This window comes from Pseudomonas sp. PS01301 (genome assembly GCF_029960215.1).
In the GTDB taxonomy this organism is placed as follows: domain Bacteria; phylum Pseudomonadota; class Gammaproteobacteria; order Pseudomonadales; family Pseudomonadaceae; genus Aquipseudomonas; species Aquipseudomonas coleopterorum.
This window is the reverse complement of the sequence record NZ_JASCPM010000005.1, coordinates 131,605-157,460: the sequence shown is the minus strand read 5'-3', so window position 1 is coordinate 157,460 and position 25,856 is coordinate 131,605. Positions and strand designations below refer to the sequence as shown.

23 protein-coding genes are annotated in these 25,856 nt (G+C 61.6%); 5 read left to right on the top strand and 18 right to left on the bottom strand.

The window, feature by feature from the left end; genetic code table 11:
* The first annotated feature begins 22 nt into the window (after nucleotides 1-22).
* Nucleotides 23-373: a hypothetical protein gene (locus QMX89_RS04400; RefSeq protein ID WP_049860415.1), complete on the top strand. Its 351-nt coding sequence runs from the start codon at nucleotides 23-25 to the stop codon at nucleotides 371-373.
* A gap of 9 nt (nucleotides 374-382) precedes the next feature.
* On the opposite strand, the gene zigA is transcribed toward QMX89_RS04400, so the two are convergent.
* Together zigA and QMX89_RS04390 are read right to left on the bottom strand one after the other, a co-directional pair.
* Complete coding sequence (gene zigA / locus QMX89_RS04395; protein ID WP_282347168.1) at nucleotides 383-1,594, bottom strand: zinc metallochaperone GTPase ZigA; 1,212 nt, start codon at nucleotides 1,592-1,594, stop codon at nucleotides 383-385.
* Nucleotides 1,595-1,741: 147 nt separating this feature from the next.
* Complete coding sequence (locus QMX89_RS04390; RefSeq protein WP_049860417.1) at nucleotides 1,742-2,269, bottom strand: DUF3617 domain-containing protein; 528 nt, start codon at nucleotides 2,267-2,269, stop codon at nucleotides 1,742-1,744.
* A 148-nt stretch (nucleotides 2,270-2,417) separates the two neighbouring features.
* Between QMX89_RS04390 and cls the strand changes: the two genes are divergently transcribed.
* Nucleotides 2,418-3,857 carry a cardiolipin synthase gene (cls, locus tag QMX89_RS04385; protein ID WP_056844827.1) on the top strand — a complete coding sequence of 480 codons (1,440 nt, stop codon included), beginning with the start codon at nucleotides 2,418-2,420 and terminating at the stop codon, nucleotides 3,855-3,857.
* Between the two features lie 5 nt (nucleotides 3,858-3,862).
* On the opposite strand, the gene cfaB is transcribed toward cls, so the two are convergent.
* On the bottom strand, nucleotides 3,863-5,050 hold the full coding sequence (cfaB, locus tag QMX89_RS04380) for a C17 cyclopropane fatty acid synthase CfaB (protein ID WP_049860419.1): 1,188 nt from the start codon (nucleotides 5,048-5,050) through the stop codon (nucleotides 3,863-3,865).
* 229 nt (nucleotides 5,051-5,279) lie between these two features.
* Between cfaB and QMX89_RS04375 the strand changes: the two genes are divergently transcribed.
* Nucleotides 5,280-6,578: an acyltransferase gene (locus QMX89_RS04375; RefSeq protein WP_282347167.1), complete on the top strand. Its 1,299-nt coding sequence runs from the start codon at nucleotides 5,280-5,282 to the stop codon at nucleotides 6,576-6,578.
* Between the two features lie 59 nt (nucleotides 6,579-6,637).
* Here QMX89_RS04375 and QMX89_RS04370 read toward each other — a convergent pair whose 3' ends face one another.
* From QMX89_RS04370 to QMX89_RS04335, 8 genes are all read right to left on the bottom strand, one after another.
* Nucleotides 6,638-8,758 (bottom strand): TonB-dependent siderophore receptor, encoded by a 2,121-nt coding sequence (locus QMX89_RS04370; protein ID WP_282347166.1) that lies wholly within the window; start codon nucleotides 8,756-8,758, stop codon nucleotides 6,638-6,640.
* Between the two features lie 160 nt (nucleotides 8,759-8,918).
* Nucleotides 8,919-9,518, bottom strand: coding sequence for a HutD family protein (locus QMX89_RS04365; protein WP_282347165.1), 600 nt, complete (start codon nucleotides 9,516-9,518; stop codon nucleotides 8,919-8,921).
* Nucleotides 9,519-9,542: 24 nt separating this feature from the next.
* Nucleotides 9,543-10,346, bottom strand: a complete 804-nt coding sequence (hutG, locus tag QMX89_RS04360; RefSeq protein ID WP_282347164.1) for an N-formylglutamate deformylase — start codon at nucleotides 10,344-10,346, stop codon at nucleotides 9,543-9,545.
* The gene (locus QMX89_RS04355) at nucleotides 10,343-11,755 is read right to left on the bottom strand and encodes a formimidoylglutamate deiminase (protein ID WP_282347163.1); all 1,413 of its coding nucleotides are present in this window, start codon (nucleotides 11,753-11,755) and stop codon (nucleotides 10,343-10,345) included. Before QMX89_RS04355 ends, hutG begins: the two co-directional genes overlap by 4 nt.
* Before the next feature lie 46 nt (nucleotides 11,756-11,801).
* A complete protein-coding gene (locus QMX89_RS04350) occupies nucleotides 11,802-12,575 on the bottom strand; it encodes an amino acid ABC transporter ATP-binding protein (RefSeq protein WP_282347162.1) in 774 nt (257 codons plus the stop codon).
* On the bottom strand, nucleotides 12,575-13,240 hold the full coding sequence (locus QMX89_RS04345) for an amino acid ABC transporter permease (protein ID WP_049860425.1): 666 nt from the start codon (nucleotides 13,238-13,240) through the stop codon (nucleotides 12,575-12,577). Before QMX89_RS04345 ends, QMX89_RS04350 begins: the two co-directional genes overlap by 1 nt.
* 79 nt (nucleotides 13,241-13,319) lie before the next feature.
* Entirely contained in the window at nucleotides 13,320-14,075 is a 756-nt protein-coding gene (locus tag QMX89_RS04340) for a transporter substrate-binding domain-containing protein (RefSeq protein ID WP_282347161.1), read from the bottom strand.
* Nucleotides 14,076-14,134: 59 nt separating this feature from the next.
* A complete protein-coding gene (locus QMX89_RS04335) occupies nucleotides 14,135-14,872 on the bottom strand; it encodes an IclR family transcriptional regulator (protein WP_282347160.1) in 738 nt (245 codons plus the stop codon).
* A 195-nt stretch (nucleotides 14,873-15,067) separates the two neighbouring features.
* On the opposite strand from QMX89_RS04335, the gene QMX89_RS04330 reads away from it, so the two are divergent.
* Together QMX89_RS04330 and QMX89_RS04325 are read left to right on the top strand one after the other, a co-directional pair.
* Nucleotides 15,068-16,111, top strand: a complete 1,044-nt coding sequence (locus QMX89_RS04330) for a cytochrome D1 domain-containing protein (RefSeq protein ID WP_282347159.1) — start codon at nucleotides 15,068-15,070, stop codon at nucleotides 16,109-16,111.
* Nucleotides 16,112-16,193: 82 nt separating this feature from the next.
* On the top strand, nucleotides 16,194-16,724 hold the full coding sequence (locus QMX89_RS04325) for a DUF1003 domain-containing protein (protein ID WP_049860436.1): 531 nt from the start codon (nucleotides 16,194-16,196) through the stop codon (nucleotides 16,722-16,724).
* A gap of 142 nt (nucleotides 16,725-16,866) precedes the next feature.
* On the opposite strand, the gene QMX89_RS04320 is transcribed toward QMX89_RS04325, so the two are convergent.
* From QMX89_RS04320 to QMX89_RS04290, 7 genes are all read right to left on the bottom strand, one after another.
* Entirely contained in the window at nucleotides 16,867-18,306 is a 1,440-nt protein-coding gene (locus tag QMX89_RS04320) for an aldehyde dehydrogenase family protein (protein WP_282347158.1), read from the bottom strand.
* Between the two features lie 32 nt (nucleotides 18,307-18,338).
* The gene (locus tag QMX89_RS04315; protein WP_282347157.1) at nucleotides 18,339-19,952 is read right to left on the bottom strand and encodes a 5-guanidino-2-oxopentanoate decarboxylase; all 1,614 of its coding nucleotides are present in this window, start codon (nucleotides 19,950-19,952) and stop codon (nucleotides 18,339-18,341) included.
* On the bottom strand, nucleotides 19,949-21,466 hold the full coding sequence (locus QMX89_RS04310) for an amino acid ABC transporter permease/ATP-binding protein (protein ID WP_282347156.1): 1,518 nt from the start codon (nucleotides 21,464-21,466) through the stop codon (nucleotides 19,949-19,951). The genes QMX89_RS04315 and QMX89_RS04310 overlap by 4 nt, the downstream gene beginning before the upstream one ends.
* A gap of 110 nt (nucleotides 21,467-21,576) precedes the next feature.
* The gene (locus tag QMX89_RS04305; RefSeq protein ID WP_282347155.1) at nucleotides 21,577-22,374 is read right to left on the bottom strand and encodes an ABC transporter substrate-binding protein; all 798 of its coding nucleotides are present in this window, start codon (nucleotides 22,372-22,374) and stop codon (nucleotides 21,577-21,579) included.
* 32 nt (nucleotides 22,375-22,406) lie between these two features.
* A complete protein-coding gene (locus QMX89_RS04300; RefSeq protein WP_282347154.1) occupies nucleotides 22,407-23,444 on the bottom strand; it encodes a 2-oxoglutarate and iron-dependent oxygenase domain-containing protein in 1,038 nt (345 codons plus the stop codon).
* Nucleotides 23,441-24,301, bottom strand: a complete 861-nt coding sequence (locus tag QMX89_RS04295) for a sugar phosphate isomerase/epimerase (RefSeq protein WP_282347152.1) — start codon at nucleotides 24,299-24,301, stop codon at nucleotides 23,441-23,443. The genes QMX89_RS04300 and QMX89_RS04295 overlap by 4 nt, the downstream gene beginning before the upstream one ends.
* Nucleotides 24,302-24,343: 42 nt before the next feature.
* Complete coding sequence (locus QMX89_RS04290) at nucleotides 24,344-25,846, bottom strand: cytosine permease (protein WP_282347150.1); 1,503 nt, start codon at nucleotides 25,844-25,846, stop codon at nucleotides 24,344-24,346.
* Nucleotides 25,847-25,856: the final 10 nt, after the last annotated feature.

Sequence of the window (25,856 nt, the reverse complement as noted above, 5' to 3'; positions counted from 1 at the left end):
GGATGTCTATGGAGGTTGAACGATGCGTGTGTGGGTTTTGCTGGGCCTGCTGGCCAGCACTCAGGTATGGGCCGAGGCCTGCGTGGTGCACAGTCAGGCCGAGCGGGTGAGCGTGGAAGTGTGCCAGCAGAATCGCACTATACCGCCGAAGCTGTTTCATGATGGATTCTGCCAGCCGAATCTGCCGGGCCAGAAGGTCGAGGTGCAACACCTGGAGCAATGCCCGCAGGGCGCCTACGGTGTCTGTCGCGGTGCGCGCGTGGAGCGCATGCCCTATGAACAGGACATCCACTACTATGGCGTGGCCAGCGATGCCGCGTACCTCAAGCCATTCTGCGAACAGAACAGTGGGGGCCACTGGGAGACCCCCTGATAGCCGAAGCTACACGACCGGTGTCTGCTCGTGCCAGTCACCGAAGGGATCCGGCCAACGGGTCCAGGCGCGTGCGCCCAAGGCCAGTTCCTCATCGTCAAGCAGGCAACTGTCCAAGTCTCGACTCAGCGCAGCGAAGTCGATGTTCTGGCCAATGAACACCAGTTCCTGGCGGCAGTCGCCGGTGTCGGCGTTCCAGTTGTGCTGGATGGCAGCGATGCTTTCAGCATCCTGCGGCCATTGCGCTTCAGGCACGAAGCGCCACCAGCGCCCGGCAAAACCATAGCGCATCAGTCCTCCCGCCTGTGACCAGCTCCCGGCTTCCTGGGGCTTGCTGGCCAACCAGAAAAAGCCCTTGGAGCGCAGCAACTTGCCGTTGGTCCAGGGTTGGTCGATGAAGGCATGGAAGCGCTGTGGATGAAACGGGCGTCGGGCGCGATAGGCCGTCGAGGCGATGCCGTAGGCGTCGGTTTCGGGCACATGTTCGCCCTGCAGCTCCTTCAGCCAACCTGGCGCCTGCGCCGCGCGCTCGAAGTCGAACAACCCGGTGTCCAGGATGCGCGCCAGAGGTACCTGACCCATGACCATCGGCAGCACCTGTGCGACCGGGTTGAGCTTTTGCAGCACCGCAGTCAGCTCGGTGCGTTCGGCCTGGCTGATGAGGTCGATCTTGCTGATCAGGATCACATCGGCGAACTCCACCTGCTCGATCAACAGCTCGGTGATCGCCCGCTCGTCTTCCTCACCCAAGGTCTCGCCTCGGGTCGCCAGACTTTCAGCTGCCTGGTAGTCGAGCAGGAAATTGACCCCATCGACGACGGTAACCATGGTGTCGAGCCGCGCCAGATCGGCCAGGCTCTGACCTTGCTCATCGCGAAAAGTGAAGGTTTCTGCCACCGGTAGCGGTTCGGAGATGCCGGTGGATTCGATCAACAGGTAATCGAAACGCCCGTCGGCGGCCAGTTTTGCCACTTCCTGAAGCAGGTCCTCGCGAAGCGTGCAGCAGATGCAGCCATTGCTCATTTCGACCAGCTTTTCTTCGGCGCGGTTGAGGCTGACGTCGCGCTGCACTTCGCTGCCGTCGATGTTGATCTCGCTCATGTCATTGACGATCACCGCGACGCGCAAGTCGTCACGGTTACGCAGGATGTGATTGAGCAGGGTGCTTTTTCCGGCTCCCAGAAAACCTGAGAGCACGGTGACGGGTAAACGGTTGGGCATGACGGACCTCATCAGGAACGGTTACAACGGGCTATATGCTTTGTTTATTGTTATAACATAACATGAAGGGCGTTGGTTTGTTGTTACCTGAACAGAGGGGATCATGAGAAAAAACACGTGTTCCACGTGGAACACGTGCTCGATGTTTCACGTACGAGGCTTTACCGCACCGCAGTCGTTACCCAGCCAGACGGCACGGGTATTCATGCTGCCCTTCTGTGCGGTACCGGAGGCATTGAAGGTGCCGCTGACCGTAGTCAGAAATTCCCGGTCGCTGAGGAATTGCGCCTGTCCCGCGCCTTGAGCCTTTGGACAGCTGAATTGGAATTTCCAAACATTGCCGTTGCGCTCGGTGATCTTCTGCGTGCAGCCCGACTTGGGGTCCTGCAGTGGGATGTCGTTAGTCTTGACCTGTTCCGGGGTCAGGCATGAGCGAATGCCATTACCGCCCAAGGTAATGCCTTGGTTGGCCAATACGCCTTCCATCATCGCCCTTTGCTCGGGCGGGAGCATTTTCAGCTGGCCCAGCATGACCTGCATGTCCGGCAATGGCTTGCCATCAACCTGCATGTTGCTGGTGGTCATTTCCCATAGACCTGGCTGCAACATCTGCGCCTGCGCGCCTGTCGCCGAAAGGCTCACTATCAATGCTGCCATCGGCCATTTGAATCTCATCTGATGTCACTCCTGAAGGTCATTGGGAAAAGCGCGGGCGCCTCAGCTTTTGACGCCGAAACCGGACCCGAGTTGCGCGGCAATAAAAACGCGACAACCGCTCCTGAACGTGGTCTGTTACCACAGCTAATCAAGGAGCCGCCGTGCAATGGATTATCACAGTCCGATTTTTTTTGGGTATCTATTTGGCCTGCTGCACGTCCTGGGCATCGGGGCTGCCGTCCATGCCGTGCTTACCGTACGCACCGCGCAAGGGTCGATCGCCTGGGCCTTGTCGTTGATGTTCATTCCCTACCTGACATTGATCCCTTATCTGGTGTTCGGGCGCAGCACGTTCGATGGCTACATCGAGGCGCGTCGGCATGCCAACAAGGAAATGCACACGGCCATTGCCGACCTGGATTGGCGGCCGTGGATCGAGGAAGCGCTGGCTGCACGAAAGTCGACGTCCTACGCCTCGCTCAGAGCCATGCCCAAGCTTGGTCGCATGCCCTGCCTGGCCAACAACCGGGTCGGCCTGCTGGTCAACGGCCACGCGACATTCGATGCCATCTTTGCTGCCATCCGCGAGGCCAAACAAGCAGTGCTGGTGCAGTTCTTCATCATTCATGACGACCATATCGGGCGTCAGCTGCAAGGCCTGTTGTTGCAGAAAGCCTCCGAAGGTGTGCAGGTCTATGTGCTGTATGACCAGGTAGGCAGCCATGCCCTGCCCCGTGAATACGTCGAGCGCTTGCGTGACGGTGGAGTGAACGTGAAGGCGTTCGCCACACAGAGCGGCTGGTTGAACAGGTTCCAGGTGAATTTCCGTAACCATCGCAAGATCGTGGTGGTGGACGGTATCAAAGGCTTCATCGGCGGTCATAACGTGGGTGACGAATACCTGGGCGGCAATCCCAAGCTGTCGCCTTGGCGCGATACCCATGTGAGCATCAGTGGCCCCGTGATCGCCTGCCTGCAGGAGTCCTTCGCAGAGGACTGGTTCTGGGCGGCACGCGAGCTGCCACCGTTGATTCTACCGGATGCGTACGAAGAGGACGGAGTGCTGTGCCAGGTGCTGGCGACCGGTCCGGCGGATTCCTATGAAACCTGCTCACTGTTTTTCGTCGAATCGATTCACGCCGCCAACGAACGGGTCTGGATCACCACGCCCTATTTCATCCCCGATGAGGCGGTGTTTGCCGCTCTGAGGCTGGCCGTGCTGCGCGGTGTGGACGTCAGGATCCTGCTGCCGTCTCGTCCCGATCACAAAGTGGTGTATGCCGCCTCCAGCCTGTTCGCCTTCGAGGCCGTCCGTGCGGGTGTCCGGATGTTCCGCTATGAACCGGGATTTCTGCACCAGAAAGTGGTGCTGATCGATGACGAAATCACCGCGATCGGCAGCGCCAACATGGACAACCGCTCCTTCCGCCTGAACTTCGAAATCATGCTGTTGACCGTGGATAAAGCCTTCACCAGCGAAGTCGAACAGATGCTGCTGGACGACTTCGCCCAATCGCGCGAGATCGATGTACGCGACAGCAAGGAAACCCATCGCCTGCAAAAGTTGGGCATGCGCGTTGCGCGGCTGATCTCACCCATCCTCTAGCCTGCTCAGCTGCTGTAGATATCATCGCGGGTCCAGGGCAGTCCGGTATGGCCGTCGGTGTAGGGTTTGACGGCAAGGATCTGGTGGATGTTGATCCAGCCCCGACTGAACCCATAGGCGCAACCGGCCAAGTACAGACGCCAGATCCGCAGAGACTGTTCGGATACCATGCCGGCGGCGGCCTCCAACTGGTTCTCCAGGCGCGCGCTCCAGTGCTGCAAAGTGCGCGCGTAGTGCAGCCGCAGGCTTTCGACGTCCACGACCTCAAGTCCCGCTTCGCTGACCTGCGCATCGACCATGGACAGATGAGGCAATTCGCCGTGGGGGAAGACGTACTTGCCGATGAACTCCCCCGCGCCCCTGCCTACCGGACGGCCGTCCGTATGCCGGGCCGTGATGCCGTGGTTCATCACCAGGCCACCCTCGCGAACAGCGCCGCAAAGGCGCTGGCAATAGAGCCCCAGGTTAGCGTGGCCAACATGCTCGAACATGCCCACACTGACGATCTTGTCGAAGCGTCCGTCCTGGGGCAGGTCACGATAATCGAGCAGCTGTAGTTCGACCTGATGTTGCAGGCCTTCGGCCACTACTCGCGCCCGAGCCAGCTTCAGCTGCTCCTTGCTCAGGGTGATGCCGAGCACCCTGGCACCGAACTCCCGCGCTGCGAATCGCGCCAGGCCACCCCATCCACAACCGACATCCAGCAGGTAGTCACCCTGGCGCAGACGTAATTTGCGGCACAGGTGTCTGAACTTGTCCTGTTGCGCCTGTTCCAAGGTCTCCTGACCGGTATGGAAGTAAGCACAGGAGTAAGCCATGTCGCGGTCAAGCCAGAGCTGATAGAACTCGTTGGACAAGTCGTAGTGATAGGCGATCGAGCGTTCATCGGTGTCTTTGTCGTGTGCCGAGCGCACGGGCACGGGCCCCTCATCGTCGTGCAGAATCGCCTGGCTGAGTTCATCGCACAGGCGAATGACGTCACCGATCTCGCCTTCCACATCCACCTTGCCTTCGATGAAGGCACTACCAAGCTGATCCAGGCTGGGGTGGGAAAACTGGCTGATGACCTGCGGCTCTTTCAGCACGAGTGTGACGCTTGGTGAAGGACCCAGGTCCATTTCGTGTCCATCCCAGAGACGCAGCCGTAAGGGAAGCTGCAGGTTTTGCAACACAGGCGGTAGGTGCGCGAGCATGGAAGTTCTCCCCTGTCTGAACGATTCAGCACAAAAGACTAGCTCAGAAGTCGGTACCCGGATGACCAGTAGATCATCGAGTCAGGTGCCGTGGGTCGGTAATCCTTCGATCTGTAATTAAATTTTCACGTCATCAGCTACGCTGGCAGCTACAGGACACATCCGGAAACATCGGAAATGCTTGCTGTAGCATGCCCGGGCTTCGACATCATCAAGGAAATGGACCTGCATGAGCGCAGACAACGAAAGATTCATAGGTTTGGAATGGCTGCGCTTTTTCCTCGGCGTGTACCTTGTGATGTTTCACACACTGCCCTTCTACAGCGAGTACACGCACCTGAGCGGATTGGTGGAGTTCACCGAACTGGGATTTTTCGCCACCAGTAGCTTCTTCGCGTTATCCGGCTTTCTCCTTACCCACGTCTACCTGGACGGCAACAGGCTTCGAGAGCCGCCGCTCTCCTTCATGACCAAGCGCTTCGCCAATCTCTACCCCATTCACTTGTTCGGCCTTGCCAGTTGCGTGATCCTGATTGCGCTCACGGGCCTGTTCGACAGCAACACCGACCTGGGTGTCGCCTATCGATCCGATGACCTGCTCAAGCGCACCGCTCCCGAGCTGCTGAAATATCACCTCAGTGACTTCCAGATAGCCGTCAACGCGGTGCTGCAGGTCACCCTGCTGCAAGCCTGGAACCCGGTCTACCTCGCCTACAACGGGCCGCTGTGGTCGATCTCGGCACTGTTCTTCTTCTATCTGGTATTCCCATGGTTCGCACCGCGTCTGGCGGCCGCCAAACACAAGGTGCGGTTGCTGCTGATCATCTGGGCGGCGTGTCTGGTCCCGCCGCTGCTGGTGGTCCTCAACAATGACTACAGCTCGATCTGGATCGGTTTCCTTCACCACTTTCCGTTGCTGCGGCTACCAGTCTTCCTCGCCGGTATCGTCGCCTATCTATTGTTTCGCGAGCATCGGTTGATGGGCGTCGGGTTGCGAGGCCCCGGCAAACTGCTGGCGGTGGTTGCCCTGGGCTTTGGTGTAGCGATCGCCGCCGAGGTCAACTGGCGGGGTGCCAGCCACTGGTATGTGCTGCTGCACAATGGTCTGCTGCTGCCGCTGGTGCTCAGCGGGATCACGCTATGCGCCATGGCCTCGAGTCCATGCAGCGAGCGCTACATCAAATGGGCGCGCCGGCTGGGCGCTGCGTCGCTGCCGATGTTCGCCTTGCACACACCGATCTTTATCATCTTCCGTCGTCTGGAAATGCTGGCGAACATCAATGTGCCGTTGTGCTTCAGCAATGCCTCGGCCTGCGTTGCGCAAGCCAAGGGCCACCCGCTGTCGCTGGCGTACTACCCTATCCTGCTGCTGCTGTGCATCATCATCTGCGTGATATTCCAAGAGCAGATCGGCAACCGCACGCGGCAGTGGCTGTTGCAGGGGCCGCTGAGTCGGTGGGTGGTCAAGAGCAAACGTGCAGATACCGGCAAGGCCAAGACCATGCGCACGAGCATGAGCCGCGGCTGAGGGGCCAAGCGCCATGCCCTGAGACCGTGGGGTTCTCAGGGCATGGCGCTGGCACCCGGTCAGTACTTCCAGCTGACCGATGCGGTGATGTTGCGCGGCGCGCCATAGCTGCTGGCGGTCTGGCTGTACAGCGAGCGCAGGTACTTGCGATCGGTGACATTGTTGAAGTTCAGCGACGTGCTCCAGTGGTCGTCGATGTCATAGCGGGTCATCAGGTCGACGATGGCATAGGCATTCTGGCGAATGGCGCTGTTGGTGTCGTTCTCCACCCCGCTCTGCCAGCTCAGGCGCGTGCCCACGTGAGCCTTCGGCAGCATCGGCAGGCGGTAGCTGACCAGACCGTGGAAGCTGTGAGTGGGCACATAGTTGCGCGCATCACTGCCGTCCTCGTCTTCGATGGCGACATAGGTATAGCCGGCCAGCACGTCCAGGCCGGGGTACGCTTCGCCTGAAGCCTCCAGTTCCACCCCATGGCTCTTGTAGTCCTCGGTCTCGTACAGGTACTGCGATCCCACCAGGGTGGAGGCCCCGGCCACGTTGCTCTGCTGCGTCTTGAACACAGCCGCCGTCAGGTCCAGACGGTTGTCGAGCAAGCGACCCTTGACGCCGGCCTCCAGGCTTTTGCCTTCGAGCGGGTCAAGCAACTTGCCATCCAGCCCATAGGTGGCGTATTGCGGATTGAAGATCCGTGTCCAGCTGGTATACACCGCCCACTGCTCGCTCAGGTCGTAGACCAGGCCAGTGTACGGCGTCACTCGGCCATGCTCGCGCAGGGAATGATCCGAGCCGTAGCTCTCACCCGAGCCATCGGCGCTGAGCATGCGTGCACCCGCGATCCAGTGCAGATCGTCCGTCAGGTTGAAGCGCGCGCCGGCGAAGAGGCTTTTCTGCCTGTCCACGAAGTTCTGGGTATTGGTATCGCTGGTTTCGGTGAAGGACGGACGTGCGGTGGTGCCGTTCAGGATGTTTGCGAATGACGTGTAGTAATACCCCCCCAGCTCTATTCCTTCGGAAGAGTCGTACTCACGCGCAGTCTGGTGCGTTCGTCCGTAGGTGGCCCCAAAGGTCAGTTCATGCTGGCGACCGAACAGGCTGAAAGGGCCCGACAGCTTCGCTTCACCAATGGCCTGGTTGGCCGTGGCGGAGGTGTCTGCCGCAAAGACCAGCGCCTGATCAGCGTCCAGACCCGCCACGTAGAACATGTTTGTGTCCTGGTATTCATGAATACCGGTCACCGTCAGTGTGGCATTCCAGCCATTGTCGAAGGCATGCTGCAGTTCGGCGAAGGTGCGCTGCGTGTGCATGTTCCAGTAGGTCCAGGGCTGGCCCACATTGGAGCTGCGGCTGCTGTAGTGCAACCGGTTGCCGCCGTCGTCCACCAGCGGCAGGTTGCCCCAAGTGCTGGCATTGGAGTCGCTGTTGTGCTGGGAGAAGCCGACCGTGAGCGTATCCCGCTCACTCAGATCGAACGCCAGCAGGCCCGCGGCCACGTTGCGTTCGTGGCTGTAGCGGTCCATCCAGGAGTTGCCCTTGTCGTGGGCGTAGATGAAACGGCCACGCACGTTGCCGGTGTCGGTCAACGGGCCTGAGACGTCGGCGGCGATACGGCGGCCGTCCCAGGAGCCCACGCTGCTATCGATCTGCGCCTGGAAGGTCTCGGTTGGGCGTTTGCGCACAAAATTCACCGTCGCCGATGGGTTGCCGGTCCCGCTCATCAATCCGTTGGCCCCGTGCAGCACGTCGATCTGCTCGTACTCAGCCATGTCGACGTCGCCGATCAAGGTGGCCTGGGAAAACGGCATGCTCATCCCATCGTATTCGAACGACGTGATTTCAAAGCCGCGGGATGTGAATTCGGTCCGATCGCTCTCGCTCTGCTCCACCGTCACCGAAGGCGCAGCGCGCAAGGCGTCCTTGATGCCACGGATCTTGAAGTCTTCCATCTGCGCCTGGGTGACGGTGGTGATGCCCTGTGGTGTTTCCTGCTTGCTCAGCCCCAGCTTGGTGGTGCTCGAAGACGGCTTGGCCGTATAGCTGACGGTGGGATCTCTGTATTGATCCTCGGAGGCCGATTCCTGCACCTGGATAGACGGCAGCGTGAGGGAATCATCGGCGTGCGCCAGCGGAAAGGTACCGCAGGCGCCGGCCAGCAACAGGGTGGCGGAAATACGAGGCTTCAAGATCGGCGTCCCAAGACGAAGAAAAGGACGGCGATAATGTAGGAAATTTCAAACAAGAACTAGAATCGTTTACCTATTTTTTACTTTTTTTTCACATTTGTGCCGGTAAGTCAGTCCTGCCAGTAAGCGGACGATGCTGAGCATCAGGCTCGCAGGGCGATCAGTCCACCTTGTCCAACTCCACCACACAGACCTGGGCCATTGCGCCCTCTAGGCTATAGCGCTGCAACTGACCGCCGACGTTGGTGCACCGCAGCGTCGCTCGCGGGGCCAGCTCATGGCGCTGGCCACTGCTCGCGTGGGTGACGTTGACGATGCCCACTGACGCATTGAAGAAAACGACCTGAGTCGCCTTGGAGCCCAACACCACGGCCGGATGACAATCCACCCAGCGCAAGGAAGCGTTGATCCGATCCGGGCGGTAGATCAGGTTGAAATCCTCGATCGGCGAGCCCAGCAAGCGACACTGCACGGTCGCTCCACCGTCGAAACTCAGCGGCTGCAGGGGACCCAACGCCTCACTGTCCACCCCATTGATTTGCAACACCATCCCATCGCCATGCAGCACGGTGATGACCCGGCTATAGCCGGGGAACACGGAAAAGGGTCCATCGACATCGATCTGGGCGATCGACAGGCGCCAGTCATAGCCGCTGTCATCGACGCAGCGCTGCCGGGCAATCTCCAAGGTGCTGCCACCCCCGTTTTTCCAGGGCATGGCCGTGTACGCTTCGGGTTGGTACAAGTGCGAATCAGTCATCGGAATCCGGCTACCAAAGAAATGTCAGGCAGGCGTGAACGCCATGAAGCGCTCGATCAGCGCAAGCAGTACCGGCCGCAAGGTGTCGACCTTGGCCTGCTGCAACCCATAGGGCGGCGTTTCCTGCATGTAGGCACGCTGCGCCAGCTCCAGTTGAACCGCGTGAACCCCATGGGCCGGGCTGCCGTACTGGCGGGTGATGTAGCCGCCCTTGAACCGACCATTGAGCACCGCTGGCAACTGCGGAGCCAACTGCTCGGCCAAGACGTGCAACTGCTCGCCAACGCCAGGCGCGCAGGCGCTGCCGCTTGCCGTACCGAAGTTGAACACCGGCAACTCGCCTTCGAACAGGTGGGGGATGACCGAGCGGATCGAGTGGGCATCCCATAGCAGGGCATACCCGTGGATGGCTTTGATTCGCTGCAATTGCTGGTGCAAGGCCCGATGGTACGGCTGCCAATAGCGCTCCAGGCGCCGGGCGATTTCAGTATCGTCAGGCTCGTGTCCCGGTTGATACAGCGGCACGTCGTCGAAGGTCGCCAGCGGGCAGAGTCCGGTGGTGTTCTGGCCAGGGTAGAGGCTGGCGCCATCGGCCGGCCGATTCAGGTCGATCACGTAGCGCGAAAAGCGTGGACGCAGTGTCGACGCCCTCAGCGCGGTGGCGAAGTCGTACAGCTCATGAATATGCCAGTCGGTGTCGTCTACCGCCTGGCCGACCGGGCTGTAATGCGCCTTCAGATCGTCTGGCAGTTCAGTGCCCACGTGGGGCATGGAGATCAGCAAGGGGCCGATGCCCTCATGCACCTCGAACGTGTGTTGCTGACTCATATCGTTTGCTCCAGGAGGTCGGCCAGGGTGGCGCGGTAGCCGTGCAGCGCTTCCACCTGCAGGGCGTGTTGACCGTTGTCGATGACGTGCCTGCCACCGACGAAGACATCGCGCACGGGGTGGGTGCCGTGCTCGCAGAACACCATCGAGGACAACAGCTGTGCCGGATTGCCCGGGGCGATAGTGGCGGCGTCCGAATCGATCACGACCAGGTCGGCACGCTGGCCGACCACCAGTCCGCCCACCGAGCGGCCCGTGGCCTGCGCCCCGCCACTCACCGCCTGAGCGAACAGTCGGTCCGCCACTGCCGGCGCTTCAGCGCTGGCCAGTACGTTGCGGCGGCGATGCAAAAGACGTTGGCCGTATTCCAGCAAGCGCAATTCGGCCCAGGGATTGACCGCCACGTTGCTGTCCGAACCGATCCCCCAATTTCCCTTGTCGGCCAGGAAACGCTGCGCATCGAACAAACCATCGCCAAGGTTGGCTTCGGTGGTCGGACACAGACCGACGACGGCACCACTACGCGCCAACGCGGTGTATTCGGCGTCGTCCATGTGGGTGGAGTGCACCAGGCACCATCGCCGGTCCAGAGGTTGGCGGTCCGACAGCCACTGCACCGGTCGCTGGCCGAGGATGGCTACGCAGTCATCGACCTCACGGGTTTGTTCGGCAATATGGATATGCACGGGTGCCCGCGGGTCTTCACTGTCCAAGCCCTGGATCAGCCTCGACAAGGAGGCTTCGCTCACGGCGCGCAACGAGTGCGGCGCTACGCCGTAGCGCCGATTGCCGTTCTGCGGCATGGCTTTTTGCAGGTGCTGACGCAGCTCGAAGATCCACTCGGGTGAATTGATGAAGCGACGCTGGTGCGGCAAGGGTTCTGCCTGACCCAGGCCGCCGTACTGGTACAGCACCGGCAGCAGGGTCATGCCGATGCCCACCTCCTCAGCTGCACGAACCACGCGCAGGGACAGTTCGGCGGGGTTGGCGTAGGGCTGGCCGTCAGCGCCATGGTGCACGTAGTGAAACTCGCAGACCGAGGTGTACCCGGCCTTGAGCATCTCGATGTACAGATGCCGGCCGATGGCCTGCAGGTGCCGCGGCTGCAGGCGCTGGGCGAAGCGATACATCAGGGTGCGCCAGCTCCAGAAGGAGTCTTTCGGGTCGCCCAGGGTTTCGGTCAACCCGGCCATGGCGCGCTGAAAGGTATGGGAATGCAGATTCGGCATGCCACTGATCACCGGGCCCCGCGCCACCGGCGTGCCGGCCGTGGGCACGGCATCGATGCTCACGGTGGTCAGATCGCCGAGCGCGTTCCAGCTCAGCAGCACATTGCGCTGCCAGCCATCGGGCAGTAGGGCGCTGTGGGCAAACAGGCTGCTCTGGGCGTGACTGGTAGGTGAATCCAAGGGTGTATCCACATGAACCTCTGGGCAGTGAGTCAGGCGCGGGCAATCAGAGAACAGGCGCCGCGTCTCGCGACAGCACGCTTTGCAGGAAGCTGCGCGTACGGGCTTCGCGAGGCGCGGTGAACAGCTGGGCTGGCGGCGCGGCTTCGACGATGGCGCCTTGGTCCATGACCACCACCACATCGGCCACTTCCCGGGCAAAACCCATTTCGTGGGTGACGATGATCATGGTCATGCCTTCGTTCGCCAGGGTCTTCATGACCTGCAACACCTCGCCCACCAGTTCCGGGTCCAGTGCCGAGGTCGGCTCGTCGAACAGCATGACCTTGGGTTCCATGGCCAATGCACGGGCGATCGCCACGCGCTGCTTCTGCCCTCCCGACAGGGTGCCGGGATAGACCTGGGCCTTGTGTTCGAGGCCGACCTTGTTCAACAGGCGCAAACCCTGCTCCTGCGCAATCTGGCGCGACTTGCCGCGCAGGGCCATGGGCGCCAGGGTGATGTTGTCCAATACGCTGAGGTGCGGGAACAGGTTGAAGGACTGGAACACCATGCCGACTTCACTGCGCAGGGCGTCAAGTTTGCTTTCGGACATCATCCGGCCCTGCTCCACCACCGTGTGGCCGCAAGCCCGCAGCGTTCCGCCTTCGGCGGTCTCCAGACCGTTCATGCAACGCAGGAAGGTGCTCTTGCCCGAACCGCTGGGGCCGATCACCACCACAACCTGGCTGGGCTGTACGCTGAAGTCGATGTTGTGCAGCACCTGATGGGTGCCGAAGGATTTGCTCAGGTTCCGAATGTCGATGATGGCGGTGCTCATCACACTCTCCCGTCAGCGCGCAGCACTTTCTCAGTGCGGCGCAGGATCAAGGTGGTGATGCTGGTCAGCATCAGATAGATGAAGGCGATGGCCAGGTACACTTCGAGCGAGCGATAGGACACGCTGATGATCTTCTCGCCCTCGTGCATCACATCGGCAATGGTCAGCAACGACACCAGCGCCGAGTTCTTGATCAAGGCAATGAATTCGTTGCCCAGGGCGGGAATCATGCGCACGAAGGCCTGGGGCAGGATCACCTTGCGCATCGCCAGCTTGTGCGGCAGCCCCAGGGATCGGGCGGCTTCCATCTGGCCCTTTTCCACGGACTGGATCGACCCGCGGACGATCTCCGAGACATAGGCCGCGCTGTAGATACCCAGGCCGAAGATCCCACATACATAGGCCGGCAATTGGATGCCGAAATGCGGCAGACCGAAGAACAGAATGAACAACTGAACCAGCAGCGGCGTGCCACGGACCAGCGTCAGGTAGGTGGTGCACAGCCCATAGATGATCTTGCGATTGGGATTGAGCCGACCCAGCCCGATCAACAGGCCCAGCACACAGCCCAGCACCAATGCCGCAGCCGTGATTTCGATGGTGATCAGGGTGCCTGAGGCGAGCGCGCGCCAGCCGTCCCAGACCGGGGAAAAGTCGAGATCCATGAAGTACTCCGCACAGGCTACGGTTGAAGGCGTGATGTGCAGGTCCGTCGCAAGCATCGCGCGGACCTGCAGCGGCGGCTTATTCTTTGGTGGTGCCGAACCATTTCTGGGTCAGGGCGGCATATTCGCCGTTGCTGCGCAGGGTTTGCAGCGCCTGGTTCATCTGCTGTTGCAGCTCGGTGTCATTCTTGCGAATGGCGAAACCGTACAGTTCGGTGGTCAGGCCTTCGTCCAGCACCCGGACCTTGGGCTGACGCTTGGCATATTCCACTGCCGCCGGACGCCCAGTGACCGCAGCGTTGACCCGGCCAATGGCCAACAGGTCGAACATGGCCTGGTTCTTCTCCACTTCCACCACAGTCACTGCGGGGTAGTTGGTTTTCAGAAAGTCGATGGACTTGGTGCCCACCTGGGCCGAAACCTTTTTGCCCGCCACCAGATCGGCAGGCTTGTCGATGCTGGCGTCCTCCTTCAGGACCAATACAGCCAGGCCCCCGCGATAGTAGGAGTCGGTGAAGTTGACCACCTTCTGACGCTCTTCGGTCATGTAGATGGCCGATGCGGCGACATCGAAGCGGTTCGAAATCAAGCCAGGAATCAGCCCCTTGAAGCCGATGTCGACCCATTCGACCTTCTTGTTCAGTTGCTTGCCGATGGCTTCGATCAATTCGATATCGAAGCCGGTGCGCTTGCCATCCTGCACGAATTCCATGGGTGGGAAGGTGGCATCCGTGCCGACACGCATCACATCGTCGGCTGCCTGGGCCGAGGTGCAGAGCGAGGCCATCAGCGTCAGCGCGGCGGCCAGGGAGGTGAACAACTTCAACGCTTTCATCACAAATTCCTTTGGCAAGGGTGAGTCCGTCAGGACCCGAAACATGGATTGAGCGGCAGTTAGAAGCGATTGCAGATGCGGCTGGCTGCTTTTCTGGTGAGGCTGATCAGCTCAGCCTCCCGTGGGCCAACGCGCAATGACGGCGCCATCAACGTAATGGTGCCTTGCAGGCCACCGTCCGCTGAAACCAATGGGACACTCACGCCCCAGACACCCAGATCGACTTCACTGTCACTGGTGGCATAGCCATTCTTGCGAATTCGGGCGATCTCCTTTTCCAGCGCCGCGACGTCCACGGCGCCCTGTTGCGCTTGCTCTGCGAGCAACTGGCGCTGCACCGGCTCGGACAGAAACGCCAGCAGGCTCTTGGCCGATGCACCCTGCATCATGGAATGCGCGCGGCCCTTGGTGAACGAGCAACGCAGCGAGCTGCTGCTCTCCTCCATGGCGATGCACACCATCTGGCCGTTGCTGTACACCAGCAGGCCAACACTTTCGCCCGTGCGTTCAGCCAGGGCATCGATCTCGTCGCGGCTCTGGCTGATCAGGTGGGACGTCTGATCGAAGCCCCAGGCCAGTTGCACCCCGGTCGCACCGGGTTCGTACAGCCCGGTGGTCATGTGCTCTTGCAACAAGCCCCACTTCTTCAGCGACGCCAGATGCCGATAGACCGTGCTCAGCGGCAGCCCAACCTGCGCGGCAATGCGCTTGGCCGCTATCGGTTGTCCGGCCTTGGCCACACAGGTCAGCACCTGCAGCACACGGTCGACGATGCCTGTGGTTCGTGGGTCGTTCATGACTGCACTATAAGAACAAATTCTCGATTCTGAAGGACGATTCTCACTGAGCGGGAAAAAAATCCCACACAGCTGACTGTAGTCTTCACCCAGACAGCCATAGGATGCCTCACCAACCGCTCTAGATCCGAACTCTCATGATTTCCTGCAGGTCACAACTCCATGCCCTGCTTACGGACTTTCAGGAGACAGCCCATGCCCTACTCGACCTCTACGCTGCTGACACCTCTGCGCCGCGCCTGCCTGGCCGGGCTGTTGCTCGGCGCCCTGCCGATGGCCCATGCGGCCGACGTCCTGCTGGTGGGCAACAAGGCCGGCGCCAGTGTGTCGGCACTGGACATGGTCATCGGCAAGGAACTGTTGAAGCTTCCAGTCGGCACCGGCCCCCATGAAGTCATCGTCGCCGGCGATGGTCGGCTGGCGGTGGTGGGCAACTATGGCGCCCAGGGCAAGCCCAACAACAGCCTGAGCGTGATCGACTGGCCGACCCGCAAGGTGTTGCACACCATCGACCTGGGCCAGGATTCGCGCCCCCACGGCATACGCTTCTTTCCCGACAACCAACGTATCGTGGTGACCACCGAAGACAGCGAACGCCTGCTGGTGGTCGACCTGGCCCAGGGCAAGGTGCTCGAGCGCATCGACGTGGGCGGTGGTCAGCCCCATATGGTGGTGCTGTCGGCAGACGCCAGCCGCGCCTACGTGACCCACGTCAAAGGCGGCAGTCTGTCGGTGGTCGACCTTGTACAGCACCGCAAGCTCGCCTCGGTGCCCACGGGCAACAGCACCGAGGGCATTGTCATCGAGCCGTCGGGCAAGCATGTGTGGGTGAGCAACCGTGAAGACGACGAGGTGGCGCTGGTCGATACCCAGACGCTGAAGGTGGTGGATCGGATCAAGACCGGCCGCTTCCCGATCCGCATCGTCATGACACCCGATGGCAACCATGCGTTGGTCAGCTGCGCCAAATCTGCCGAGCTGTCGGTGATCGACGTGGCGAACAAGCGCGAGATCAAGCGCATCGATCTGGCCCGAAAAGGCGCGGTGTATCGCGAAACCTTGCTGGGCGCCGCAGCCCTGCCCATCGGCGCGGTGGTGGCGCCGGACGGCAAGCGTGCATTCGTGGCCATCAGCGGCGGCGACGAGATTGCCGTGATCGACACTGCCACCTGGTCCGTGCAGGCGCGCTGGCCGGCAGGCCCTGAGCCGGATGCGCTGGCTATCGTGCCGCAGGGTTGAGTGTCCACAGCTTCGACCATTCAACAGCGTCGAATTCCATGGGATAGTGCCTGTCTTCCTCACCACCTGAAGACCCTGCCCCATGGCCACCAAGCACCCACTTGAACCGCTGGCTCGACGCTTCCTCGGCAAACACCCCCATCAGCTCGAACCCGAAGAAATCCATGTGCTGGAGCAGATGAGAAAGCGACTGCCCGTCAGCCGCGATGCCGGTGACGCCTCTGACGAGGTAGCCACCTTCGGTGAACGGCTGTCCGACCGGGTAGCCGCAATCGGTGGTTCATGGGCCTTCATCATCGCTTTCACCATCATCCTGCTGGGCTGGATGCTGCTCAACACCGATGTGCTCGATCACTTCGGCCTGGCCTTCGACCCCTACCCATACATTTTCCTCAACCTGATGCTGTCCACCGTCGCAGCCATTCAGGCGCCGGTGATCATGATGAGCCAGAACCGCCAGTCAGCCAAAGACCGCCTGGCCGCGAGCCTGGACTTCGAGGTGAACCTGCGCGCGGAGCTGGAGATCATGCGACTGCATGAAAAGATCGACAAGGAGATCGTCGAGCGGCTGGATCGGATATTGGCCAAGGTGGAGCCTGAGGGGACGGTGTGAGAAGGCTTGTGGAAAACCCACCCTCCAACTGGCCGCATAACCGTCTGTGCTCATGCCATTGGAGAAAAAAGGTTGCGATGAACAAAAAGCCAGGCGCGCAGGCGACCTGGCTTTTTTACTTTACACGGTTGGCTACCTCGCATCAGTTCAGCCCAGGCACCCCGGCCCGCGTCACATGCTTCACCGCCTGATACGCCGCCAGCCCCCAGGGGCCGAGTTCGCGACCAATGCCGCTGCCCTTGCTGCCACCCCACGACGTTTCGACGAACACCGCTTGAATCGAGTTGATCCACACGTGCCCGACCTCAAGCGCATCAGCCACCCGCTCGGCGCGGGCGATATCGCGGCTGGCTACCGTGGCCACCAGGCCGAAGCGGCTGTCGTTGGCACGATCGATCGCCTCTTGTTCACGGCTGAAAAGCTGAGTACACAGCACCGGGCCGAAGATTTCTTCATTCCACAAACGGCTGCTCGTCGGCACGTCGTGGTACAGCGTCGGGCTTACGAACCAGCCGTCTCGCGTCAGCGCGGCGCCGCCGCTCAGGCACCGCAAGCCTTCCTGTTCGGCAATGGCGAAATACTCGCGCACCTTATGCCACTGCGCCTGGCTGGTCAGCGGTCCCATGTCGACCTCTTCGGTCAGGGGGTTACCCACCCGCAGCGCGGCGAACGCAGCCTGCAAGCGCGGGATCAGTGCCTCGGCGATGCCGTCCTGAATCAGCAGCCGCGAAGTGGCCGAGCACATTTGTCCTGCGTTCCAGCAGATGCCACCCACGATCCATTCCACCGCCTCGTCGGGGTCGCAGTCATCGAACACGATAAACGCGGATTTTCCGCCCAGCTCCAGAGTAACTGGCCGACAGAATGCTGCTGCGCTGTGCATCACCTGGCTACCTACGCTGTTGCTGCCGGTGAACGACAGCTTGTCGAGGCCCGCATGGTTGCTCAATGCCGCGCCGATGTCGGCCTTGCCGTTGACGATATTCAGCACGCCGGCGGGCAAACCCAGGCTATCGGCGATTTCGGCGTAGGCCTGCTCGATCAGCGGGGTGACTTCCGAGGGTTTGAGCACCACGGTGCAACCGGCCGCCAGGGCCGGGGCGAGTTTCCAGGCGCTGGTGACCAGTGGAAAATTCCACGGCACGATCAGGCCGACCACGCCCACCGGTTCCAGCCGTGTGCGGGACGTGAAGCCGGGCACGGCCAGTTCGACGTTGCGGTGGCTGGCCTGGGTTTCGATCAGCCTGGCGTAATAGCCGAAGGTCGCCACAGCGTCGTCGAGATCGACTTCGGCTTCGTGCCGAGGCTTGCCGTTGTTGCGCATCTGCAAGGCGACCAGCGCTTCGCGGCGCTGGGTAAGGTGCTCGGCGAAACCGCGCAATACGGCGGCGCGCTCGGCGACAGTGGTGTTTTTCCAAGCAGGCAGCGCGGTGCGGGCGGCAGCCACGGACTGATCGACCTGCGCGCTGCTGGCGGCGATCAGTTCGACGAAGGGCAGTCCCTGTGCCGGATCGTACACGGTCAGGACATCAGCGCCCTCGCCCGCCTGCCAGCGGCCATTGATGTAGTGCGGGGTGTTCATGGTGTGGCTCCATCGGGGATTTTATAGCGGGTTCAGGGGGCAAACGGTGGAGCCTGGTTGATTTCGATGATCAGCGGACGATCATCCGGGGCTTCGCGCAGCAGGGTTTGCAGGTGTTGGTAATCGCGGGCGCGCTCGGCCACGCAGCCAAACCCGCGGGCTATCGCGAGAAAGTCCGGGGTGTAGATGTCAACGCCCAGCGGCGTGATGTCGCGGCGTTGCATGTAGCTTTTGATCTCGCCGTAGCCCTGGTTATTCCAGAGCAGCACGATGATGCCAACCTGCGCTTCCACGGCGCTGGCCAGTTCCGGCAGGGTGAACTGAATGCCACCGTCGCCCATCAGGCTGATCACCACCCGCGCAGGCTCGGCCAACTTGGCGCCGATGGCCGCCGGCAGGCCGTAGCCAAGAGTGCCGTAGCCGGTGGAGGCGTTGAACCAGCGGCGTGGGCTGCTGAGCTCGACCAGGTGATTGCCGCTGTACACCGTCTGCGTCGAGTCGCCGACAAAGCGCGCCTCGGGCAGTACTTCAAGCACGCAGTCGAACAGTTTGCGGTAGTGCGCCAAGCCGCTGAAATCCTCGGCCAGTTGCCGCTGCACCGCCGCCGTGCGCTGCACGCCAAGGCTATCGGCACTGGCCGCCCGCGCCGGCAGCTCGGCGAGCAAAGCGCGTATCGCTGCCGTCGCATCACTGAGGATCGCGAGATGCGGCGTATGGTTGCGGGTCAACTGTTCGGCATCGATATCGATGCGGATCAGTTCGCCGCCAATCCTGAAGTTGCCATCGAACACCACATCGTAATCGGTCTCGCCCAGCTCGGTGCCGATCGCCAGCACCACATCGGCGTCCAGCGCTAGTTGCCGTACCGGTATCAGCGACTGGTTGCTGCCCAGCAACAACGGGTGCCCGCCCGGCAACAAACCTTTGGCATTGATGGTCAGGGCCGTCGGTGCATCCAGCCGGGTGACCAGCTCGCGGACTTCGTCCATCGCGGCCACGCAGCCTCCACCGAGTAACAGCAGCGGCCGCTGGGCTGCGCGCAACCGCGCAGCCGCTTTGCTGATCGCTTCAAGGTCCGGCGCCGGTCGGGCGATGACCTGGCGCGGCACCAGCGTCAGGTGATCGGCGCTGGCGGTGATGATGTCCAGCGGCAGCTCGATGTGCACCGGACGTGGGCGCTGGCTGTCGAACACCGCAAAGGCCCGCGCCAGCACAGCAGGCAGTTCGTCGACGCTCATCAGCGTGTGGCTGAACGCGCTGACGCCGGCGACCATCGTCCGCTGGTTGGGCAACTCGTGCAGATAGCCGTTGCCCAGGCCCAGGCGATGACGCTCGTTGACGCTGGAAATCACCAGGATCGGAATCGAGTCGGCATACGCCTGGCCCATCGCGGTGAGGATATTGGTCATGCCGGGGCCGGTGATGATGAAACATACGCCAGGCTTGCCACTGACACGCGCATAGCCGTCGGCCATGAAACCCGCGCCCTGTTCGTGGCGCGGCGTGACATGGCGAATTCCGCTGTGCGGCAGGCCGCGATACAGCTCGACGGTGTGCACGCCGGGAATGCCGAACACCATGTCGACGCCCCAGGCATGCAGTTGCTTGACCAGAAACTCTCCGCAAGTGCTTGCACACGTACTCATGCTGCGCTCTCCTGTTCCAGACCGATAAAGCGCCGCACCCGCGCATCGCCTTTGTGGCGGATCGCCGCTGGCGAGGCGTCGGTGACCACGTGGCCGTTTTCCATGAACACGATGCGATCGGAAATCGACAGGGCGAAATCCATCTCGTGGGTGACGATCAGCATGGTCATGCCTTCGGCCGCCAGGTCACCAATCACCTTGAGCACATCGCCCACCAGTTCCGGGTCCAGCGCCGAGGTCGGTTCGTCGAACAGCATGATGTCCGGCTCCATCGCCAGCGCGCGGGCAATCGCCACGCGCTGTTGCTGGCCGCCCGATAACTGGTGCGGATACTTGTCGGCATGCGCCAGCAGCCCGACCCGGTCCAGCAAGGCATGGCCCTTGCGGCGCAACTCAGCCGTACTGGCCAGGCTGTGGTAACGCGGGGCAAGGATGACGTTGTCGAGAATGGTCCGGTGCGGGAACAGATTGAAGTTCTGGAAGACCATGCCGATGCGCCGGATGCCTTGGCGGATCACCGGAGAATCGGTGCGTGTGCCGGCCTGGATGAAGTCATGGCCGAACAGCACGATTTCGCCCTGATCAATGGTCTCCAGGCTATTGATAGTGCGGATCAACGAGGTCTTGCCGGAGCCGGACGGGCCGATGATCGAAATCACCTCACCGGGCCGCACAGCGAGGTCGATGCCCTTGAGCACTTCATGGTTGCCATAGCGCTTGTGAATGTTGCGCAGTTGCAAGGCGTCGGGCTGTCCCGCCACCGGCTCGCAACGCGGCTTCGCAAGGCCGGCTGGTTGGCGCAAGGCTTCGGTCTGCACGGCCTCCAGGGTTTGTGCGTTTTTGCGTGAGAGGTCCAGATGGCGCTCGGCCCACTGCAACAGCCAGCCGAACAGGGTAACGATCAGCACGTAATACACGGCTACCGCTGCCAGGGTTTCCAGCACCAGAAAATTTTGCGCGTACAGGCGCTGGCCGACCAGCAGCAGCTCGCTGAGCGAGATCACCGAGACCAGCGAGGTGAGTTTGACGATGGTCACGTATTCGTTGGTCAACGTCGGCAAGGAGATACGAATCGCCTGCGGGATGATCACCAGCCGCTGCGCACCCAGCCCGCGAATGCCCAGCGCCTTGGCCGCTTCGCGCTGGCCCTTGAGCACCGACAGCAGGCCGCCCCGGTGAATCTCGGCCATGTACGCGGTTTCAGTCAGTACCAAAGCGATCAGCCCCGAATAGAACGGCTGCGACAGCACGCTGCCGGCGGCTGGAAACAGCTGCGGCAGGTTATAGACGAACACCAGCAGCACCAACAGCGGAATGCTGCGAAACAGCCAGATGTACAGGCTGACCGGCAGACGCAGCCAGGCACGCGTCGACAGCTTGGCGCTGGCCAGTACAAAGCCCAGCACCAGACCCAGAGTCCAGGACAAGGTGCTGAGCTGCACCACCGTCAGGCAGGCCTTCCAGAAGGCCGAGACGGAGAACAGTGAGAAAAAGTAGGCCCATTCGAATGCCATGTTGACCTCGGTATAGCGGATGGATGGCGATCAGCTCGGGGTTAGCACGAACGTTGCAAGAGCGCGCTTGCCGGAATGCCGGACCGCCACGCTCCTGCACAGGGAGGATGTCAGGCAGGGTCCAGGTTGTACTTCTTCAGCAGTTCGCTGTACTCGCCGCTGCGCTTGTAGGTCTCAACCACGCCACGCATCTTTTCCAGCAGCTCGGTGTTGCCTTTCTTCACATAGATGCCGAGGGTCTGCGGGTACAGGGATTTCTGCGAGCTGATCACGATCCGGCCACGGGCCTTGTCGACGATCATTTTCGCTGCCGCCGAGATTTCCAGATGCGCCTGGATATTGCCGGACATCAACGCCTGCGAAGCTTCTGCGGTGGTCGGAAATTCGCTGATGGCGATCTCGCCCTTGTTCTGCTTGGTGCAGTAATCAGCCGACACTGCCTTGAGCTGGTTGATCCAGTTGGTGCCCTGCTGCAAGCCGACTTTCAGACCGCACAAGTCTTCAGGCTGCTGCGGTTTGGCGGTGCTGTCGCTGCGCACCATGATCGCCGCGCCGACTTGCGCGTACGGAATCGCGTCGGCCTGCTTGGTGCGCTCGTCGGTGATGTACATGCCGGAAATGATGGTGTCGAAGCGGTTGGCGTTCAGGCCCAGGATCAGGTTCGGAAAGCGGGTGTCGACGAACTCGACCTTCAGGTCGCCCAGTTGCTTGGCCAGCGCGGTCGATACCTCAGGGTCAAAGCCCACCACCTTGTCGCCGTCGTAGGACTCGAACGGCGGGTAAGAAATCTCCATGCCGACCTTCAGCGTACCGGGCGTGGCAGTGGGCGCGGCCTGCACGCTGCCGGCGAACAGGGCGGCACCTATGAGCACAGAAGTGGCAAGGCGCGAAAACGTGGTGTTTGGCATAGTCATGATTCCAGATTGAGGGGAAAGGCAGATCACGAAGTCACGTTCTGGTTTTTCAGGTGCCCGAAGCTAGAAGGCTTTCTGGCGTGCTGCGGCAAGGCAATCTGCCCGTCGGCGACACGCTGGCGAAGGTACTGATAGGTCTGTAAAGCCTGGGCCCACATGTGCTCGCCAATGGCGATGGGCGCGTAGCTCTGCTCGCCGGCCGCGAAGGGCGGCAGCGGTTTGATCTGGGTGTGGTAATCGCAGGCATAGAACAGCGGAAACGAATAACGCTCCTGCTTGACCTTGCGCACCCGGTGCGCGGTGGCGACAAAGGCGCCGGCGGTCATCACCTCGAGCATGTCGCCGATATTGACCACGAAGGCGCCGTCGACCGGCGGCGCATCGATCCACTCGCCCTGCTCGTTCATTACCTCAAGGCCCGGCTGGTCGGCCTTGAGAATGGTGAAGCACTCGTAGTCGGTGTGCGCGCCGATGCCCGGTGCGTCCTGTGCGTCGCCATCGAACGGATAATGGATCAGGCGCAGCTTGGACGGCGGAAAGCAGGCCATGTCGTCGAAGGCATGTTCATCCAGGCCCAGCGCCAGCGCAAAGCCGCGAAACAGCTGATGCCCCAAGGCAAACACCGCTTTGTAATAGGCCTGTACTGCCGCTTGAAAACCTGGCAGGGTCGGCCAGTTGTTCGGCCCCAGCAGCGGCGTGCCATTGAGCACCAGCGGGTTGTCTGCCGGTACTTCAAAACCGATATCGAACGCCTCTTTATGGTCCGGCTTGCCGGTGCCGTACACCTCCTCCCCCTCGGGAACGAAGCCCTTGTGGCTCTCGGAAGCGCCGATGTAGTGCTGCATCTTGGCGTCCAGCGGCTGGGCGAAATACTGTTCGGCGGCGCGGTGCAGGTTATCGATCAGCTGCGGCGCGATGCCGTGGCCGGTGATGTACAGAAAGCCCACATGGCGGGCCGCCTCGCCGAGCGCCTGGGCCACTGCCTGGCGATCTTCCAGGCGTTCGCTGAACAGACCGTGGATATCGACCACGGGAATGCGGGTGAAAGCAGAACGTTCACTCATGGCAGCAGGCTCTCTGGACGGTTGGAAAAGGCAGTGAAGTGTTCGCGCTCGGTGCGGCCCATCCACGCATTCAGGTTCCACAGGTCGGCCACCGGCACATCGGTGAACGGCAAATGATGCAGGTAACCATCGGGGCCGAACTCCGGCGTCAGCGTCGTGCCGGTGTAGCCGCGGGCCTGTTGCGAGCGCCAGATGGCTTGCCAGTGCTGCTGATGAAACGCCAGCGCAGCGGCGTATTCCGGCGCGCCGGGATGCGGCACTTGCGGGCCCTGGTCATAGCCGACCCGGGCCTGAATGTGATGCACGCGCTCGACAAAGGCGCTGAGGTCATCGGCGGGATCGTCGAGCAGTCGCTCGCACGTCACCACCCAATGGCTGATGTCGCTGGTAAAGCGCAGGTCGGGCACTTGCTCGATCAATTGCAGGGTCAGCCACGGATTGAACAGCGAGCGCGCGCGGTGGGTTTCAAAGCTGCAGGTCAGGCCGCTGCGTTTTGCAATCTCCAGCGCCTCAGCGAAAAAGTCGACCTGCTGAGCCAGCGGCCAGCGGTCGTTGCCGGCCAGTACATTGACGAAGCGTGGTTCCAGTTCGACGGCCAGTTGCAACTTGCGGGCAAAGTCCGTCAGGTGCTCGGCCGGCGTTGCCGCCTGCAACGGCAGCACCGGCGTCGAAGTAAAAAGAATGGCGATGTACGGCACGCGATTGTCACGCAGGAACGCCGCGAACGCCGCCCGCTCGGTCGCGTCCTCGGGGATGCGCGCCTCGAAGCCGTCGAAGCCCGCGGCACGCGCCTCGACCAGCGCCTGTTGCCATGTACCGCGATAGCCCCACAGCGTACGAAAGATTTCCAGTTTCATGGGCGAACCTCGCCGCCTGTGCCCGCTTGGGCACAGCACGGATCACAAATGGGCGGTGGCCGATTGAGTGACGTTGCTCATGGCCTTGCGGCCCAGCATCGGGTGCGCGCCCCTAGGGCCGTATACCGAAGCCGGCTCCGGAAACGTGCGCAGCAAGGTCAGGTACAGCAGCGCGGCAAGGCCCAGCGTGATCGGCAGACTGATGTCGATACCGCCGGCCAGTTCGCCCAGCGGCCCGACAAATTGCCCCGGCAGATTGACGAAGCACAGGCCCACCGCCGCGCTCGGAATCCACGCGCCCAGGCCGCGCCAGTTCCAGCCATGGTGGAACCAGTAGCGACCGCCGCGCTGGCCACGAGTGAACACCTGCAAGTCATCGGCGTGATAAAAACCGCGACGGCTGATCAGGCCAAGGATCATCACCACCATCCACGGGCTGGTGCAGGTGATGATCAGCACCGCGAAGGTCGACACGCTCTGGACCAGATTGAAGGTGAAGCGGCCAATGAAGATAAAGGCAATCGCCGCCACACCGATCAACAGCGTGGCGCCAGCGCGGCTGAGCAGGCGCGGAAACATGCTCGACATGTCCAGCCCCGTGCCATACAGCGCCGTAGTGCCGGTCGACAGGCCACCGATCACCGCAATCAGGCACACCGGCAGGAAGAACCAGCTCGGCGAAATCGCCAGCAGGCCGCCGACATAGTTATTCGCCTCGATGTATTGCGGTGCCTGGGACGCGACCAGCGTCGCAGTGCACAGGCCGAACAGGAAGGGAATCAGCGTACCGGCCTGAGCGGCCAGCACCGCGAGCATGATGCGGGTCTTGTCGATATCACGCGGAATGTAGCGTGACCAATCGCCGAGAAAGGCGCCGAACGACACCGGGTTGCTCATCGCCAGCAACGCCGCGCCGATGAACGCCGCCCAGAAGCCCGGTTGTTGCAGATTGACGCTGCCGGCATAGCCCGCATCGAACGGCCCGGCAAACGCCAGAATGCCCAGCAGAAACAGCAGGCTCGACGCCCACACCGCGATTTTGTTGACCCACAGCATGAAGCGAAAACCGAAGATGCAGACGATTAATACCAGCACCGCAAACAGCCCGTAGGCCAAGCCCAGGCTGAAGTCGGTTTCCGGCAATCCAACCAGTCGTCTCGCGCCACCGACCAACGCGTCGCCAGAGCTCCAGACCGAGAGGGAAAAGAACGCCACCGCCGTGAGCAGTGACAGAAACGAACCGATGATGCGCCCGTGGACGCCGAAGTGTGCCCCGGACGACACCGCGTTGTTGGTGCCGTTAATGGCGCCGAACAGGCCCATCGGCGCGAGAATCAACGCCCCCACCGCCACGCCCAGTAGAATCGCCCAGACCCCGGCCTGGAACGAAAGCCCGAACAGCACCGGGAAACTGCCCAGCACCGCCGTAGCAAACGTATTGGCACCGCCGAAGATCAAGCGAAACAGATCGATAGGGGAAGCATCGCGTTGGTTGTCGGGTATCTGCTCGACACCAAAGGTTTCGATACGCGTCGAATGGCTCATGTGTTGCTCC

Bases quoted from the DNA above. Each gene is read 5' to 3' on its own strand.
- QMX89_RS04320 (WP_282347158.1), bottom strand. From the start codon at position 18,306: ATGAACACCCCGCACTACATCAATGGCCGCTGGCAGGCGGGCGAGGGC.
- QMX89_RS04335 (WP_282347160.1), bottom strand. From the start codon at position 14,872: ATGAACGACCCACGAACCACAGGCATCGTCGACCGTGTGCTGCAGGTG.
- QMX89_RS04315 (WP_282347157.1), bottom strand. From the start codon at position 19,952: ATGAGTACGTGTGCAAGCACTTGCGGAGAGTTTCTGGTCAAGCAACTG.
- QMX89_RS04330 (WP_282347159.1), top strand. From the start codon at position 15,068: ATGCCCTACTCGACCTCTACGCTGCTGACACCTCTGCGCCGCGCCTGC.
- zigA (WP_282347168.1), bottom strand. From the start codon at position 1,594: ATGCCCAACCGTTTACCCGTCACCGTGCTCTCAGGTTTTCTGGGAGCC.
- QMX89_RS04400 (WP_049860415.1), top strand. From the start codon at position 23: ATGCGTGTGTGGGTTTTGCTGGGCCTGCTGGCCAGCACTCAGGTATGG.
- QMX89_RS04325 (WP_049860436.1), top strand. From the start codon at position 16,194: ATGGCCACCAAGCACCCACTTGAACCGCTGGCTCGACGCTTCCTCGGC.
- cfaB (WP_049860419.1), bottom strand. From the start codon at position 5,050: ATGCTCGCGCACCTACCGCCTGTGTTGCAAAACCTGCAGCTTCCCTTA.
- QMX89_RS04305 (WP_282347155.1), bottom strand. From the start codon at position 22,374: ATGCCAAACACCACGTTTTCGCGCCTTGCCACTTCTGTGCTCATAGGT.
- QMX89_RS04390 (WP_049860417.1), bottom strand. From the start codon at position 2,269: ATGAGATTCAAATGGCCGATGGCAGCATTGATAGTGAGCCTTTCGGCG.
- QMX89_RS04295 (WP_282347152.1), bottom strand. From the start codon at position 24,301: ATGAAACTGGAAATCTTTCGTACGCTGTGGGGCTATCGCGGTACATGG.
- QMX89_RS04300 (WP_282347154.1), bottom strand. From the start codon at position 23,444: ATGAGTGAACGTTCTGCTTTCACCCGCATTCCCGTGGTCGATATCCAC.
- QMX89_RS04310 (WP_282347156.1), bottom strand. From the start codon at position 21,466: ATGGCATTCGAATGGGCCTACTTTTTCTCACTGTTCTCCGTCTCGGCC.
- QMX89_RS04345 (WP_049860425.1), bottom strand. From the start codon at position 13,240: ATGGATCTCGACTTTTCCCCGGTCTGGGACGGCTGGCGCGCGCTCGCC.
- QMX89_RS04340 (WP_282347161.1), bottom strand. From the start codon at position 14,075: ATGAAAGCGTTGAAGTTGTTCACCTCCCTGGCCGCCGCGCTGACGCTG.
- QMX89_RS04375 (WP_282347167.1), top strand. From the start codon at position 5,280: ATGAGCGCAGACAACGAAAGATTCATAGGTTTGGAATGGCTGCGCTTT.
- hutG (WP_282347164.1), bottom strand. From the start codon at position 10,346: ATGAGTCAGCAACACACGTTCGAGGTGCATGAGGGCATCGGCCCCTTG.
- cls (WP_056844827.1), top strand. From the start codon at position 2,418: ATGGATTATCACAGTCCGATTTTTTTTGGGTATCTATTTGGCCTGCTG.
- QMX89_RS04365 (WP_282347165.1), bottom strand. From the start codon at position 9,518: ATGACTGATTCGCACTTGTACCAACCCGAAGCGTACACGGCCATGCCC.
- QMX89_RS04350 (WP_282347162.1), bottom strand. From the start codon at position 12,575: ATGAGCACCGCCATCATCGACATTCGGAACCTGAGCAAATCCTTCGGC.
- QMX89_RS04290 (WP_282347150.1), bottom strand. From the start codon at position 25,846: ATGAGCCATTCGACGCGTATCGAAACCTTTGGTGTCGAGCAGATACCC.